This window comes from Capnocytophaga sp. H4358 (assembly GCF_002302515.1).
Classification (GTDB): Bacteria; Bacteroidota; Bacteroidia; order Flavobacteriales; family Flavobacteriaceae; genus Capnocytophaga; species Capnocytophaga canis.
In genome coordinates this window covers 425,403-440,097 of sequence record NZ_CP022380.1, presented here as the reverse complement: position 1 = coordinate 440,097, position 14,695 = coordinate 425,403, and the positions used below count along the sequence as shown (strand labels likewise).

Here is a 14,695-nt window from a genome sequence, read left to right as displayed (position 1 = left end):
AAAGAATGAAAATAAATATTTAATTTAATGGCTTTACGATTATTTTGTATACGTTATAAAATATTGTAAAACAATCATATAAAAAATTCATCGAATGCTAAAAAGCGTATTTTAAACTAATTCAAATTATTAATCATAGAAGTAATAGAATAAAATGAAAACAGAGCAAGAACAAAAAGAATTTTACGAGCGTTTAAAAAAAGAATTAGAAGAAACTTCTCAGTGGCCTTCAACCTATCTGTACAAATTCATCATACCTAACGATACTGAAAAAAAGCACACTCTGGAAGCTATTTTCGAAGGAAAAAAAGCTGATATCAAAACGCGTACATCATCAAATGGAAAATACACAAGTGTTTCGATTTCAATATTATTGCAAAACCCTGATGAAGTAATTGCATACTACAAAGAAGCTGGAAAAATTGAAGGTATTTTATCTTTATAAACCCATCCTTCTTCATTTGTTAATCACCAAGGATTATACGAAAAAAGATATTCTTAAAATAAAACTATTCAAGAATTTTCTTGAATTTTTTAGAAAACTAACGAAAATATGTCGATAGAAGTAAAACAACTAACAAAAACTTACGGCAAACAAGTAGCTGTTAATCAAATCAATTTTTCGCTAAATAAAGGTGAAATTACGGGTTTTTTAGGGCCAAACGGAGCAGGAAAATCCACTACGATGAAGATGATTACAGGGTCATTAATACCAACTAATGGGGAAATTTTTGTCAATGGGATAGATATGATCAAAAATCCGATTGAGGCTCAACGAAATCTTGGCTACCTACCAGAGCACAATCCTCTGTATTTAGAAATGTACGTACGTGAATACCTTTGGTTCATGGGAAAATTATACAAAAACATTTCGAAAAAAAGAATTGAAGAAATCATTGAAATTACGGGACTTACACCTGAAAGTAACAAAAAAATTGAGCAACTATCCAAAGGTTATCGTCAGCGTGTAGGACTGGCATCGGCACTGATTCACGATCCTGAAATTTTGATTTTAGATGAACCTACCACAGGTCTTGACCCTAATCAGTTAGTTGAAATACGTGGCATCATCAAAGAATTTGGAAAGAACAAAACCATTCTGTTATCATCGCATATTATGCAAGAAATTCAAGCAGTTTGCGACCGAGTGATTGTTATCAACAAAGGGAACATTGTCCTGGATCAGTCAATGAAAAACCTTCAAAATAAGGAACAAACCATTGAAGTAGCGTTTGACTTACGCGTGGAAGAACGTTTTTTACGACAAATTCCTATGCTAAAATCGGTAGTGAACATACACGAGTTCTTGTACCATATGGTATTTGACACACAAGAGGACATGCGTCCCAAACTGTTTGACTTTGCTAATGAAAATGGACTTAAAATACTGCAAATCAACCACAGACATAAGGATTTGGAGCAGTTATTCAGCGAACTAACACGAGATCAAACGAAAACTGCTCCAAAATCTATTTAATTCGATGAATGAAACACTTCTAAAGCTGTAGTGTCATCCAAAGCCTTAATTTCTTTTAATAATATGGATTTCATTCGCTTAGTTAACTTCTCTGTGGAACGTTTTCCATAAATATTATTCATCTCCTTAGGATCTTTCTTCAAGTCGTAGAGTTCCCATCCATTATGTCGCTTGTAGAACCGAATGAGTTTGTACCGTTTATTTTTAATTCCAAAATGTGGCGAAACAGCATGTTCCCCATTTTCATAGTAATGGTAATAAACTGTTTCACGAGAAGGTCTCTTAGAGCCTTTCAACACATTCAAAAACGATTTCCCCTGAATATCAGCTGGAATTGGAATACCTGCTGCCTCCAAAAGAGTTGGAGCTATGTCCACATTCATCACAAAACTATCTGTAGACTTATTTCTTTTGATATATGTAGGGTACTTTATAACCATGGGTGTTCTAAAGGATTCCTCATACATCCATCTTTTATCATACCAGCCGTGTTCTCCCATGTAAAATCCTTGATCTGAGAGATATATGAATATTGTGTTATCGGCTAAATTATTTTTATGCAAATAGTCATTCATTCTTCCTATGTTTCTATCAAGAGAAACCGCCGTTGCATAATAATCTCTCATATAACGCTGAAACTTCCATTCGGTAAGAGCCTTTCCTGTCAATTTTTGACTCTCAAATTCTTTTTGAATTTGGTGATAGAAATCATTATAGGCTTTACGTTGTGATGGCGTCATCCGATTGAAGTTACCATCTTTTTCTTCTTGATTAGGGGGAAACATTTTCAGGTCATAACCCATCTGTAAATCTTTAGCGATGGTCATTTCTTGCATGGTAGCAGGAATTCGCCCCTTATAATCATCGTAAAAATTGTCGGGAAGTGGAAAGTTTACTTTCTCAAAGCTTCCTAAATCTTGAATATCGGGCATCCATGTGCGATGGGTAGCCTTATGCCCTACTATGAGACAAAAGGGCTTACTCTTGTCACGGTTATCCAGCCACTGTTCGGCTTCATTTTCAACAATATCAGTCACGTACCCTTCTTCACGAACAACTTTTCCTCCAGGAACATAGAAATCGGGGTTAAAATAATGCCCTTGTCCGATTAAAATTTTAAAAAAATCAAATCCTTTTGGATCTTTTCCTAAGTGATATTTTCCAATCCACGCTGTTTGATAACCGTTTTCTTGCAAAATATTCACAAATTGCTGCTGATTTGAATTGTAGCGTGAAGTTTCATTATCGGTATATCCGTTCTTATGGCTAAACTTACCCGTAAGGATACAGGCTCGACTTGGACCACATATTGAATTAGCCACATACGCCTTATTGAAAGTCATCCCCTGCTCTGAAAGTTTATCGATGTGGGGTGTATAAGAAGTTTTCCCTTCGTTGTATGCTCCTATGGATTGAAAGGAATGATCATCGGAAATAATAATCACAATATTAGGCCTTTGCTGTGCTAAAACCACACAAGAAAAGAAAAAACTACATAAAAAAAATACTTTTTTCATTTTGATTTTTTATAAAATTTAATTAAACAAAACTTGAAGTGCCGACAAAGTTACAAAAAATATATATTTAGCACGATATTTTTTACGAATAATGAGACGAAAACAAAGTTCGAAGCACTACCCTAGCTTCTTTCAATATCCGTATCTTTTGCCCCATAGGTTTCTCAAATATTCTCTTAACCCATTTTCGCGAACGTTATCTGCGGGTTCATAAAAACGATACCCTTGTAACTCTTCGGGTAAAAAATCCTGAAAAACAAAACTTTGTGCATAGTCATGGGAATATTTATAATCTTTCCCGTAGTTGAGTTCTTTCATCAATTTAGTAGGAGCATTCCGCAGATGAATCGGTACAGAAAGATCTCCTGTTTGTTTAACAATTTGTTGTGCGGTGTTTATAGCCTTATACGACGCATTACTTTTGGGTGAAGAAGCCAAATAGATCGCACATTGACTCAAAATGATTCTCGCTTCCGGATATCCGATAGTAGTTACTGCCTGAAAGGTATTGTTTGCCAAGATTAACGCTGTAGGGTTGGCATTGCCAATATCTTCTGATGCTAAAATAAGCATCCGACGAGCGATGAATTTGACATCTTCACCTCCTTCAATCATACGTGCTAACCAGTAAACTGCTCCATTAGGATCGCTTCCTCGTATGGATTTGATAAATGCTGAAGTCAAGTCGTAATGCTGTTCACCTGTTTTGTCGTACAACACCGTATTCTTTTGAACAATTTGCGTCACTTTCTCATTAGTAATTTCGATGGTTTCACCTTCTGAAAAAGCATTTACAATAAGTTCGAAGGTATTTAGTAATTTTCTACCGTCACCTCCTGACAATCGAAACAGGGCTTCCTTCTCTGTGAGTTGTATCTTTTTTGTTCGTAAAATACTATCTTTCTCAATTGCATTTTTAAGCAATTTTTCCAAATCTGCCCGATCAAAAGCATTTAGTACATACACCTGACAACGCGACAACAAGGCTGGAATAACCTCAAAACTTGGGTTCTCAGTAGTTGCTCCAACCAATGTTATCCAACCTTTTTCAACGGCTTGTAACAAAGAATCCTGCTGAGTTTTATTGAAACGATGAATTTCATCAATAAATACAATAGGATTCTTAGCCGTAAACAAACCACTGCTATTTTTGGACTGCTCAATGACTTCGCGTACCTCTTTAATACCTGAACTGATAGCACTTAGCGTAAAAAAAGCTCGTTTGCTTTCCAAAGCGATAATGTTTGCCAATGTAGTTTTACCAGTTCCAGGAGGCCCCCAAAAAATCAACGATGGAAGCCAACCACTTTCAATTTGTTTCCGAAGAGATCCATTTTCTCCTACCAAATGTGTTTGTCCTACATAGCTCGACAGAGAATTTGGACGCATACGTTCCGCTAATGGTACATTCATCATTTCATGGATTTATCCTCCAACTCTTTTTACTTTAAATCCTTTATTTCTAAGGAATTGCATAATCTTATCTCGGTAATCTCCTTGAATGATAATTTTCTCGTTTTTCACCGAGCCTCCAACTCCTAAAAAAGTTTTCAATTCTTTCGATAAGATTTTGAAATCACTGTCTGCCCCATTGTACTCTTCAATAATGGTAACAGGCTTACCATTCCTTTTCTCATATTTACAAATCAAAGGATCGTCTTGTAACCAGACATTAGATGCTTCCTTTTCAGGGATTTCCTCTTCAACATGATTCGGAAATAAGTTTTTCAATTGATCTCGTAACATAAAAATTAATTGAATTCCAACATCAAAATCACTAAGGCTAATATCATAGAAGCCATGATAACACCTTTTGCTCTATTATCCTGCCCTAACCGTAAAAGAACAAAAAAAGAAGCCAAATCAAGCAATCCTCCTAAGGCAATCAACGCTCCTAAATATCCTTTAACATAAGCATCTCTTATCGTTAACTCAATGCTATGCCGTGAAAAAATTAGTATGTAGAGTAGAATACCTAAAGCATTAGCTATCAGCCCTACAAATAGACCAATGATGATATCTTTTTGATGTTTTTTCATCGTATAAATTAAAATAAATCATTTGCACTAATACTCTTATCGTGCTTTGTATAATCTACTGGACGTTTGGCAAAAAAATCATCTAACGAATTTGAAAAAACTTCTTCCTCAAACCACAGCATAGGCTTTGCTTGATCAGTTGTAATACCAAAAGGTTTCCCGAAACCAAGTTGTGTCAAGGAATCATCCAAGCGATAACGCATATAATTTGCCAAATCTTCTTTGGAAAAAAACTCAATTTCTCCTTCTTCAAAAATCCAATCTAACATTTTATCCTCCAACTGGATATAATTTCTTATGAACTCAGTTGCTTCCGTTTGAGCATGTTCTTTCATTGCAGGATTTTCTTCAAATATTTTTTTGAGAATGTATATTCCTGCGTTGGCATGTAGTTGCTCATCAACTGAAGTCCAAGCGATGATATTCGCTACATTTTTCATATATCCTTTAAAGCGTGTGAAAGACAAAATGGTAGCAAATTGACTAAAAAGAGAAGCGTTTTCGATGATAAGTGTAAAAAACAGGATACGTTGCATAGCATTCTCCTTATTTTTTGCCAAATATTCCTTTAAAACTAGATTTCTTTCCTTAAAAATAGGCACTTCCAACAAATTTTCAAATTCATTATTATAGCCCAACACTTCTAACAGACGAGAATATGCCTCACTATGCCGAAATTCGCATTCAGCAAAAGTAGCTCCTAATCCATTGAACTCAGGTTTAGGGAAAAGATCATAAAGATCGCCCCAAAATGTTTTAACAGAAACTTCCACTTGGGCTATTCCCAACAAAGCTCTTTTCACAGCTTCTTTTTCTACTATGGACAAGTTGGCTTTAAAATCCTGAATGTCTGCCGTAAATTCCACTTCTGAATGCACCCAAAATGATTTGTGCATTGCATTTACAAATTCCATAACCTCCGGATATTCAAAAGGTTTGTAACTTTCGCGTTTATCAAATATTCCCATAATCTATATTCTTTTTGACTGCGAAGATACAAGTTTTTTAGCCTTTAAAACAAATTTAAAATGCCATTAAAATGTTAATTTTTTTAATAACATGTTTTTTAGGAAGTTATGTTTTCGTAGACAAATTTACATTTTCCTGAGTTTTAAAAAACACCAAAGCAGAAACTGAATTGTTCAATTTCTGCTTTGATTTTTTTATGATTTAATCATGTACTAATACGCCTTTGCAAATAAAACTCTTTTTGCGGAAGGCTTACCCGTTACTATACAAACTCCTACTTCTTCTTTGGCTTCCAACGGAATACAACGTATAGTTGCTTTGGTTTCTTCCTGAATACGCTGTTCGGTTTCAGTAGTACCATCCCAATGAGCTGCAATAAACCCTCCTTTGCTTTCTAAAACCTCTTTGAACTCTTGGTATGAATTTACTTCGGTAATATGTGCATTTCTATAATCCAAGGCTTTTTTATAAATATTCTCTTGAATTTCCTGTAAGAGTTTCTCAATGTATTCTACGATGCTATCTCCAGAAACAGTTTCTTTGGTTAGTGTATCACGACGAGCGACCTCGAAGGTATTGTTTTCCAAATCACGTTGTCCAACTGCTAAACGTACAGGTACCCCTTTCAGCTCATATTCATTGAATTTGAATCCTGGTTTATGGGTATCTCTATCGTCAAATTTTACAGAAATACCTTGTTTTTTGAGTGTTGCCATTAGTGGTAGTACACGCTTACGAACAGCTTCCAACTGCTCCTCCCCTTTGTAAATAGGAATGATTACTACTTGAATAGGAGCTAATTTAGGTGGAAGTACCAATCCATTATCATCACTATGCGTCATAATCAATGCACCCATGAGTCGGGTAGATACCCCCCATGAGGTCGCCCAAACATAGTCCAATGTGCCTTCTTTGGAAGCAAACTTCACATCAAATGCTTTAGCGAAATTCTGTCCCAAAAAATGTGAGGTTCCTGCTTGTAGGGCTTTTCCATCCTGCATCAAAGCCTCAATACAATAGGTTTCATCAGCTCCTGCAAAGCGTTCCGATTCGGTTTTAAACCCCTTAATAACAGGAACACACATGAAGTTTTCGACAAACTCGGCATATACTTCTAACATTTTTTCAGCTTCCTCAAGAGCCTCTGCCTTGGTGGCATGAGCTGTATGTCCCTCTTGCCATAAAAATTCAGCAGTACGCAAGAATAAACGTGTACGCATCTCCCAACGTACTACGTTTGCCCATTGATTGATAAGAATTGGCAAATCACGATAGGACTGAATCCAGTTTTTGTACGTATTCCAAATGATTGCTTCCGATGTGGGGCGAACTACTAATTCCTCTTCCAACTTAGCTTCGGGATCAACCATGAGTTTTCCTTTTGCGTTTGGATCTGTTTTCAATCGATAGTGAGTTACAACAGCACATTCTTTGGCAAAACCTTCAGCGTTTTTCTCTTCTGCTTCGAAAAAACTACGAGGTACAAACAACGGAAAATAAGCATTCACGTGTCCAGTTTCCTTAAACATACGGTCAAGTTCAGCTTGCATTTTTTCCCATATCGCATATCCGTATGGTTTGATAACCATACAACCACGTACACCTGAATTTTCTGCCAATTCAGCTTTTACTACTAACTCGTTATACCACTTTGAGTAGTCCTCACTTCGTCTTGTTAAATCTTTACTCATATTTTTACTTGTAGATTTTTTTGTCTGTTATGCCTCTTCTCACAAAAATATCACTAACAGGAGTTAAGTTGTTTTACTCATGGTAGAATATCTCACACAGGCAAATTTATAAAATTATTGGATACTGTATGTTTTTTGTTTGACTTTTTTAATGTTCCTCAAAAGTTAATTGCCAAAATAATATATGAAAAAACAAATAATCCTCTTAAAGTTCCATGTTGTCTATAAGGCGTACTCCCTCAGCATAAACGGCAATGAAAGCTCGGTATCTTTTGCCTATTTCTTTAGCTGTAGCTGTTTGTAAGGTATCGGCTTCGGCTATGGTGAAATATTCTAATTCAAAATCCTTATCATCGGTAAAAGCTTTTGTTACATATTCGTTAATTTCAATAATATTTTTTGTAATAAACAGCTCTTTAACCTCTTGCAAAATTTTGTAAATGAATGTTGCTTTTCTTCGCATATGTTCACTAAGTAATTGATTTCTAGAACTTAAAGCTAACCCATCTGCATTTCTAACAATAGGGCACCCGATAATTTCAACTGGTAATTGAGTGATTTCTACCATCTTTTTAACGATAAGTAGTTGTTGATAGTCCTTCTGACCGAAATAGGCTTTTGTAGGAGTTACAATCTCAAAAAGTTTTTTAACAACTGTACCTACACCGTCAAAGTGTCCTGGGCGGAAAGCTCCCTCCATAACGCGATCTAATCCATGAAAATCAAAAAAATCTGAGCTTACATTCGTTCCATAGATATCTGAAATTTCAGGCGAATACACCAAAATATCTTTGCTGATAGTAGCTATTTTTTCAACATCAGCTTCCAATGTTCGAGGATATTTCTCCAAATCTTTTGGATTGTTAAACTGAGTTGGATTTACAAAAATACTAACCACAACAACATCGTTTTCTTCCAATGCTTTTTTCATTAGAGATAGGTGTCCGTTGTGTAAAGCTCCCATAGTAGGGACAAAACCGATGCTTTTTCCTGCCTTTTTAAAATCAGAAATCACGGTATTTAGTTTCTTCTGCTGAGTGTATATCATCATCATCCAAATATTAAAAAATGCAAACTTATAAGTTTTTTATGGATTTCTGCATATTTTTTTGTACTTTTGTGGCTTCCAAAGCTAACGAAAAAACAATTTACTTTTTATGACTGACAAAAAAGTGCTTTTTGTTTCCTCTGAGGTATTACCATATTCTCCTGAAAATGAAATCTCTAAGATGTCATTTGAGACCCCCAGAATGGTCAATAGTTACGGAGGACAGATACGGATATTTATGCCACGTTTCGGGAGTATCAATGAAAGACGACATCAGTTACACGAGGTCATTCGGCTTTCAGGAATGAATATTGTTATCAACGATATTGATGTGCCTTTAATCATAAAAGTGGCATCAATTCCGAAAGAGCGTATCCAAGTCTACTTCATCGACAATGACGAGTATTTCAAGCGAAAAGCTACGTTTGTTGATGAGGATGGGGTCTTATTCGCTGACAATGATGAACGTTGTATTTTTTTCGCAAAAGGAGTTGTTGAAACCGTTAAGAAATTGAATTGGTTGCCTGATATCATCCATGTTCACGGATGGTTAGCTTCGCTACTACCTTTATATTTAAGAACTTACTACAAAGACGAACCTATTTTTTCAGAGAGTAAAATCATAACTTCGGTTTTCAATCAAGATTTTGAAGGATCTTTAAGATCCGATATCACTAGCAAGGTAGCTTTTGATGGGATCAACAAAAAAATGGCTGAACATTTGGCCGAGCCTAACTATTTCAATATGATGCGTGTAGCTTCTAAATATTCGGATGGAGTCATTGTTGTTGGCGACAACGTGCCTGAAGATTTCAGCTCCTACATAAACGGATTAAAAAAACCTGTCCTTTTTAATTCCGACATGGAAACCTTCCAAGCTTCATACAGAGAATTTTACCAACAATTTTTAAAATAAAAACACTAAAATCAATAATATAGCATAATTATATGAATAAATCCAAATATGCAGGTATTTTTTCCTTTTTGGGATTGACCATCTTATTATCGTCTTGTACAGATGATTCTTTCAAAGAAATTAAGAGTGATTTACTGAAAGACCCTAATTTTGAAACGGCGGTGTTCGACGCCTCTGTGTCTGTCGAAAATATTGCTAAAAATAGAGTACAAACTAATGGGTTGGGTGGTTACCTATTAGGGGAGTACACGCAGAAGCCTTTTGGAAAGAAAAAAGCTAGTATTATAGCTCAAGTGCAGTTGCCTTCGGTAAGTCCCATCTTCGGTGATAAAGCTCAGAGTTCTGAGAATACGGATAATAAACCAGAAAAAGAAACTGTGACGGAAGCGTATCTGTATCTACCATATTTTAACCCATACAGCACTCGAAGCAACACGGCATATGTTACTGAAACGGAATATGCTCTCGATTCTATTTACGGGAATACAAAGGCATCATTCAAAGTAAATGTACAAGAATTAACCTATTTTTTGAGAGACATTGATCCTGCTCAAAATTTAGCTCCTCAGCGTTACTATTCTGATTTTGAAGTAAGTAATCATTTAGGTACTACTCTAACAAACGTAAATAATGCTGAAACTGTAACCATATCTAAAAAATCAATCACACGCAATCAGTTCGACAATCCAACTACCCCTGATGACGAATCAAAAGGCGTTGCAGATGTCTTAGCTCCAGGAATTAGAATTGCCTTAGACCCTGAATTTTTCCAAACGAAAATCATTAGTAAAGAGGGAACTACAGAATTAGAAAACCAAAATAACTTTAAAAATCACTTCCGTGGAATTGTAATTGATGCTGATGGTTTTTCCGATAATTTGATGATGCTTTTAGACATGTCAAAAGCTAAAATTGAGCTTGTCTACACCTATGAAACCGAATCGAATAATCAAAAGGCTACTTTGAAAAAACGATATGATATGAACGTAAATGGTATTACGTTCAATACATATACTACTGAGGATGAAAGTATCTCTTTGGAGACCGACAGTAATAACATTTCACGTATTTATTTGAGTGGAGGAATAGGTCAAATAGCTAATTTAAAACTCTTTACAGATGCTGAACTGGCTGAAATTCGGCAACGTGATGTGCTTATCACAGATGCGAGTTTGTATTTATATGTTGATCAGTCAGTTACCTACGGAAAGGAACCTGAACGTATTTTTATTTATAATGCGAAAACAGGTGCTGTTATTGCGGATTATGTCAACGACCCTACCAGCACACTCCAATCGGCTGAAGGTTCACATCTGATTCACTTAGGGAAATTACAGAAACAAAACAACAAAGGTAATTACTACCAAATCCGATTGACAACGCATGTGATCAACATTATCAAAAACAAAGTTGAGAATGTTCCTCTGGCAATTGCTGTAGCTTCAACTGTGAAAAACCCATACGTTGTAAATTATTTTGATTCTGCAAATAAAAAACGAGTAATTCCGACAACATCCGTAGTAACCCCCTTGAGTACGGTAATTTACGGAAATGACGCCAGTATTGATGACTCTAAACGTTTAAAGTTAAGAATCAATTATTCAAAATTGAGATAACACACCCATCATACTTGGATGTGTTATCTTAAAGATGTTCCAAAATAGAAATTCTCACAACAAAGGATACTACTTTGATCCTATATTTCGAATTTATGTTCGCTCTATTTAACAAAGAAATACGGTATTTTTTTACATCTGCCATTGGCTTTACAGTCATAGGGCTGTTCATAGTTTTGAATGGGATTTTCCTTTGGATTCTAAAAACTGACTATAATATTTTCAACGGCAATTCCGCTGATTTATTACCTTTTTTTCGTTTATCATCGTGGATTTTTGTCTTTTTAGTACCAGCACTCACCATGCGAAGCATCTCCGAAGAAAAACGTAGTGGTATGTTACAATTACTTTTTACTAAACCGATTAGTGTATTTCAGATTGTTTTAGGAAAATATTTAGGAATCTTATTCCTGTTATTTGTTACCTTACTCCCTTCATTATTGTACGTCTACATCATATGGATTTTAGGTAATCCTGTTGGGAATTTGGACATAGCAAGCACAGTCGGCTCCTATATCGCTTTATTTCTGTTGTCAGCAACCTTTGGTGCAGTAGGTCTGTGGTCATCCTCAGTGAGTAATAACCAAGTGATTTCCTTTATGTTAGCAGCATTCCTATGTTTTTTCTTTTTCTTTGGATTGGATCAGACAGCTATGTTACTCTTCCCTGACAGTGTTACAGCTTTTGGGTTTCAATCTCATTTTGATGCTATTAGCCGTGGAGTGATTGATACTCGTAATGTGTTCTATTTCCTTTCGTTTATTGCTTTTTTCTTATACACAACTACTTTATCATTAAAATACTACAAGCTATGAAAACATTTATTGATAAAATAGGAAGCAAAATCGGTATTGCCTTTATCATGCTACTTGTTTTCAATTGGATAATCTCACAATGGTACATTCGTTGGGATTTGACTCATGATAAACGCTATACACTCTCGGAAACTACGCGAAAAACATTACTAAAAATCAATCAACCTGTGGTGATTGATGTACTTCTGAAAGGAAATATCCCCATAGAGTTTAAAAAATTACAAACCGAAACCCTACAATTGTTAGAAGAATATGTCGCACAAAATAAAAATATTCATCTCAACTTTGTAAATCCTTTAGAAGAAGGAAACGACCCTCAACAAACCATTAATGAACTGATACAATTTGGATTAAATCCATTACAAATTTCGCAAACCGAAGCCGGAATGTCCTCAATTGAGTATATTTTTCCTTGGGCTGTGATTAGCGATAGTATTCAGTCGCAAAAAGTGTCATTGTTCGTCAATAAAATAGGGACAACAGATCAAGAGCGTGTACAAAATTCAGTTCAACTATTGGAATACAATATAACGGATGCACTCCACAAATTAACACTCAAAAAACATAAAAAAATAGCTATACTCAAAAGTAATGGTACATTAAACGATACGTACATAGCTGATTTTTTGAAAACTATGAAGGACTACTATTTGATTGCTCCATTCACATTGGATTCAGTATCCTCCCAACCCGAAAAAACTTTAGCTCATCTGCAATCGTATGATTTACTGATAGTTCCTAAACCAACAACTCCATTCACTGACCCTCAAAAGCAAGTGTTGGACCAATTTGTGATGAATGGAGGACGTGCCCTCTGGCTTATCGACCATGTAGGCATAGATATTCAGGATTTGTACACTCAAAACGGAACTGCCGTAGCGATGCCTATGAATCTGAATTTAGGAGATATGTTCTTTCAATACGGATTTCGAGTGAACTATACACTCATCAATGATCTGTATTTTTCTGACTTAATGATTGCCACAGGAGAAGGCAGTCAAACACGTTATATTCCAATTCCTTGGGTCTATAATCCCATGATACTATCACAAAACAACCACTTGATTAACAATAATTTAGATGCAATTCGTTTGCAATTTTCAAACAGTATTGATACTTTAAAAAATGGTATAAAGAAACGTGTATTACTAACAAGTTCACCAATTTCAAAAGCCGATGGAACGCCTCGAGAGGTCACGCTAAATGTAGATACCAAAAAGATGGACAAAAACGCTTATAAAAGTGGAAACATCCCCGTAGCAGTGCTTCTCGAAGGAGAATTTACATCGGTTTATAAAGACAGAATAACACCTATTGAACTGAAAAACAACTTACAAACCAGCAAACCTACTAAAATGATCGTCATTGCTGATGGCGATATTATCAAAAATGACCTTAGCAACAACACTCCTTTGGAACTAGGACTTGACAAATGGACTAATCGATTTTATGACAACAAAGCCTTTTTACAGAATTCTGTTAACTACCTCTTGGACGACACTGACTTCTTATCCCTACGAAATAAAAAAGTACAATTAGCATTTTTAAACAAAGAAAAAGTAGCTGATTATCAATCAAGTTGGAAAATAAAAAGTATACTCTATCCTCTGTTGTTCCTCATTTTCACAATCCTTGGGATTCGAATAATTTACCAACGGAAATATAAAATTTAACTTTTTATAGTGTATTCTTCACACTGCCTTTGGAGATTTCATTTTTTTATATTAGTTTTGGGCTGTAAATTTTAATATTTTTTATCATGGAAATTAGAAAAACAGTCAACGCAAAAGACATTATGCTGAAGTACGGGATGTATTTTGGTGTTGGTCTCGTTGCTATTAGCGTGGTAATGTATACCACAGGAATGATTTATTCGAAAAGTATGATGGTTGGATTAGCTGCCTCTGCATTAAACCTATTAGTTTCTATCTTAGCAATTGTTTATGGCATTAAAGCCTTTAAAACAAGGAATGGAGGCTTTTTAGCTATGGGGGAAGCTCTAAAAATTGGGGTTGGGATCGCTCTGATTGGAGGAATTATTTCCGTATTGTACACCTACGTTTTTGTGAACTATATTGAGCCCGATTTCATGCGAAAAATGACAGAATTGCGGTTTGAAAACATGGGAGAATTAGGTATGGATATGTCCAATGTAGATATAGATGCTACAGTAGAAATGAGTAATAAAATGAGTGCTTTGACCTATATTTCCTCGTTAGTTGGATATTTGCTTTTAGGACTTATCGTTTCGGCAATCGCTGGAGCTGTAATGAAAAAACAAGAACAAGTTTATTAATAAACTTCATAAAAAATAAAAAAGAAGCTGTCTGAAAAGGCAGTTTCTTTTGTTTTTTAGGTACAAAAAAAATGAAACTTCCTATAACCATTTCTGAAAATTAAAAATTCACTTCAATGATTTATTTTTAGAATTCAATTTCTTTAAAAAAACACAGACCTCCTTCGCTTTAACCTACTTTTTTCATTTTTTGTGATTTTCTGAAGCTAATGCCTAATAACCATTAGTAGAAATGAATTTCTACTTTTTTATAATCTTATTGTTGCTTATTTAGTTGATTTTAGTTTTTACTTATTTCTGGTATTTTTTTC

Annotated in this window: 14 protein-coding genes; 7 read left to right on the top strand and 7 right to left on the bottom strand. The window is 35.2% G+C overall.

All coding sequences use genetic code 11. The features are described 5' to 3' along the window. Window positions 1-154 precede the first annotated feature (154 nt). Together CGC49_RS01880 and gldA are read left to right on the top strand one after the other, a co-directional pair. Entirely contained in the window at window positions 155-445 is a 291-nt protein-coding gene (locus CGC49_RS01880) for a DUF493 family protein (RefSeq protein WP_042009711.1), read from the top strand. Between the two features lie 108 nt (window positions 446-553). Then, the gene (gene gldA / locus CGC49_RS01875) at window positions 554-1,477 is read left to right on the top strand and encodes a gliding motility-associated ABC transporter ATP-binding subunit GldA (protein WP_042009708.1); all 924 of its coding nucleotides are present in this window, start codon (window positions 554-556) and stop codon (window positions 1,475-1,477) included. Here the strand turns inward: gldA and CGC49_RS01870 are convergent. From CGC49_RS01870 to panC, 7 genes are all read right to left on the bottom strand, one after another. Next, window positions 1,474-2,994, bottom strand: a complete 1,521-nt coding sequence (locus tag CGC49_RS01870) for a sulfatase (protein WP_042009706.1) — start codon at window positions 2,992-2,994, stop codon at window positions 1,474-1,476. The genes gldA and CGC49_RS01870 overlap by 4 nt on opposite strands. 132 nt (window positions 2,995-3,126) lie before the next feature. Beyond that, a complete protein-coding gene (locus CGC49_RS01865) occupies window positions 3,127-4,407 on the bottom strand; it encodes a replication-associated recombination protein A (RefSeq protein ID WP_095911723.1) in 1,281 nt (426 codons plus the stop codon). Window positions 4,408-4,419: 12 nt separating this feature from the next. Further along, complete coding sequence (locus CGC49_RS01860; RefSeq protein ID WP_042009700.1) at window positions 4,420-4,740, bottom strand: translation initiation factor; 321 nt, start codon at window positions 4,738-4,740, stop codon at window positions 4,420-4,422. A gap of 5 nt (window positions 4,741-4,745) precedes the next feature. Further along, a complete protein-coding gene (locus CGC49_RS01855; RefSeq protein ID WP_042009698.1) occupies window positions 4,746-5,033 on the bottom strand; it encodes a hypothetical protein in 288 nt (95 codons plus the stop codon). Window positions 5,034-5,041: 8 nt separating this feature from the next. After that, window positions 5,042-6,001 carry a ribonucleotide-diphosphate reductase subunit beta gene (locus tag CGC49_RS01850; protein ID WP_042009695.1) on the bottom strand — a complete coding sequence of 320 codons (960 nt, stop codon included), beginning with the start codon at window positions 5,999-6,001 and terminating at the stop codon, window positions 5,042-5,044. A gap of 213 nt (window positions 6,002-6,214) precedes the next feature. Beyond that, window positions 6,215-7,693 carry a proline--tRNA ligase gene (proS, locus tag CGC49_RS01845; protein ID WP_095911722.1) on the bottom strand — a complete coding sequence of 493 codons (1,479 nt, stop codon included), beginning with the start codon at window positions 7,691-7,693 and terminating at the stop codon, window positions 6,215-6,217. A 205-nt stretch (window positions 7,694-7,898) separates the two neighbouring features. Beyond that, the gene (gene panC, locus CGC49_RS01840) at window positions 7,899-8,741 is read right to left on the bottom strand and encodes a pantoate--beta-alanine ligase (protein ID WP_095912660.1); all 843 of its coding nucleotides are present in this window, start codon (window positions 8,739-8,741) and stop codon (window positions 7,899-7,901) included. 109 nt (window positions 8,742-8,850) lie between these two features. On the opposite strand from panC, the gene CGC49_RS01835 reads away from it, so the two are divergent. The 5 genes from CGC49_RS01835 to CGC49_RS01815 all read left to right on the top strand — a co-directional run bounded on the left by CGC49_RS01835 (window position 8,851) and on the right by CGC49_RS01815 (window position 14,384). Further along, complete coding sequence (locus CGC49_RS01835) at window positions 8,851-9,657, top strand: glycogen/starch synthase (RefSeq protein ID WP_042009687.1); 807 nt, start codon at window positions 8,851-8,853, stop codon at window positions 9,655-9,657. 32 nt (window positions 9,658-9,689) lie between these two features. Beyond that, entirely contained in the window at window positions 9,690-11,273 is a 1,584-nt protein-coding gene (locus CGC49_RS01830) for a DUF4270 domain-containing protein (RefSeq protein ID WP_042009684.1), read from the top strand. A 95-nt stretch (window positions 11,274-11,368) separates the two neighbouring features. Next, complete coding sequence (locus tag CGC49_RS01825) at window positions 11,369-12,088, top strand: ABC transporter permease subunit (protein WP_042009681.1); 720 nt, start codon at window positions 11,369-11,371, stop codon at window positions 12,086-12,088. After that, the gene (gldG, locus tag CGC49_RS01820) at window positions 12,085-13,761 is read left to right on the top strand and encodes a gliding motility-associated ABC transporter substrate-binding protein GldG (protein ID WP_095911721.1); all 1,677 of its coding nucleotides are present in this window, start codon (window positions 12,085-12,087) and stop codon (window positions 13,759-13,761) included. The genes CGC49_RS01825 and gldG overlap by 4 nt, the downstream gene beginning before the upstream one ends. 86 nt (window positions 13,762-13,847) lie before the next feature. Beyond that, window positions 13,848-14,384 carry a DUF4199 domain-containing protein gene (locus CGC49_RS01815; protein ID WP_095911720.1) on the top strand — a complete coding sequence of 179 codons (537 nt, stop codon included), beginning with the start codon at window positions 13,848-13,850 and terminating at the stop codon, window positions 14,382-14,384. Window positions 14,385-14,695 lie beyond the last annotated feature (311 nt).

Bases quoted from the DNA above. Each gene is read 5' to 3' on its own strand.
- CGC49_RS01825 (WP_042009681.1), top strand. From the start codon at position 11,369: ATGTTCGCTCTATTTAACAAAGAAATACGGTATTTTTTTACATCTGCC.
- gldA (WP_042009708.1), top strand. From the start codon at position 554: ATGTCGATAGAAGTAAAACAACTAACAAAAACTTACGGCAAACAAGTA.
- gldG (WP_095911721.1), top strand. From the start codon at position 12,085: ATGAAAACATTTATTGATAAAATAGGAAGCAAAATCGGTATTGCCTTT.
- proS (WP_095911722.1), bottom strand. From the start codon at position 7,693: ATGAGTAAAGATTTAACAAGACGAAGTGAGGACTACTCAAAGTGGTAT.
- CGC49_RS01835 (WP_042009687.1), top strand. From the start codon at position 8,851: ATGACTGACAAAAAAGTGCTTTTTGTTTCCTCTGAGGTATTACCATAT.
- CGC49_RS01850 (WP_042009695.1), bottom strand. From the start codon at position 6,001: ATGGGAATATTTGATAAACGCGAAAGTTACAAACCTTTTGAATATCCG.
- CGC49_RS01865 (WP_095911723.1), bottom strand. From the start codon at position 4,407: ATGAATGTACCATTAGCGGAACGTATGCGTCCAAATTCTCTGTCGAGC.
- CGC49_RS01860 (WP_042009700.1), bottom strand. From the start codon at position 4,740: ATGTTACGAGATCAATTGAAAAACTTATTTCCGAATCATGTTGAAGAG.
- CGC49_RS01830 (WP_042009684.1), top strand. From the start codon at position 9,690: ATGAATAAATCCAAATATGCAGGTATTTTTTCCTTTTTGGGATTGACC.
- panC (WP_095912660.1), bottom strand. From the start codon at position 8,741: ATGATATACACTCAGCAGAAGAAACTAAATACCGTGATTTCTGATTTT.
- CGC49_RS01880 (WP_042009711.1), top strand. From the start codon at position 155: ATGAAAACAGAGCAAGAACAAAAAGAATTTTACGAGCGTTTAAAAAAA.
- CGC49_RS01870 (WP_042009706.1), bottom strand. From the start codon at position 2,994: ATGAAAAAAGTATTTTTTTTATGTAGTTTTTTCTTTTCTTGTGTGGTT.
- CGC49_RS01815 (WP_095911720.1), top strand. From the start codon at position 13,848: ATGGAAATTAGAAAAACAGTCAACGCAAAAGACATTATGCTGAAGTAC.
- CGC49_RS01855 (WP_042009698.1), bottom strand. From the start codon at position 5,033: ATGAAAAAACATCAAAAAGATATCATCATTGGTCTATTTGTAGGGCTG.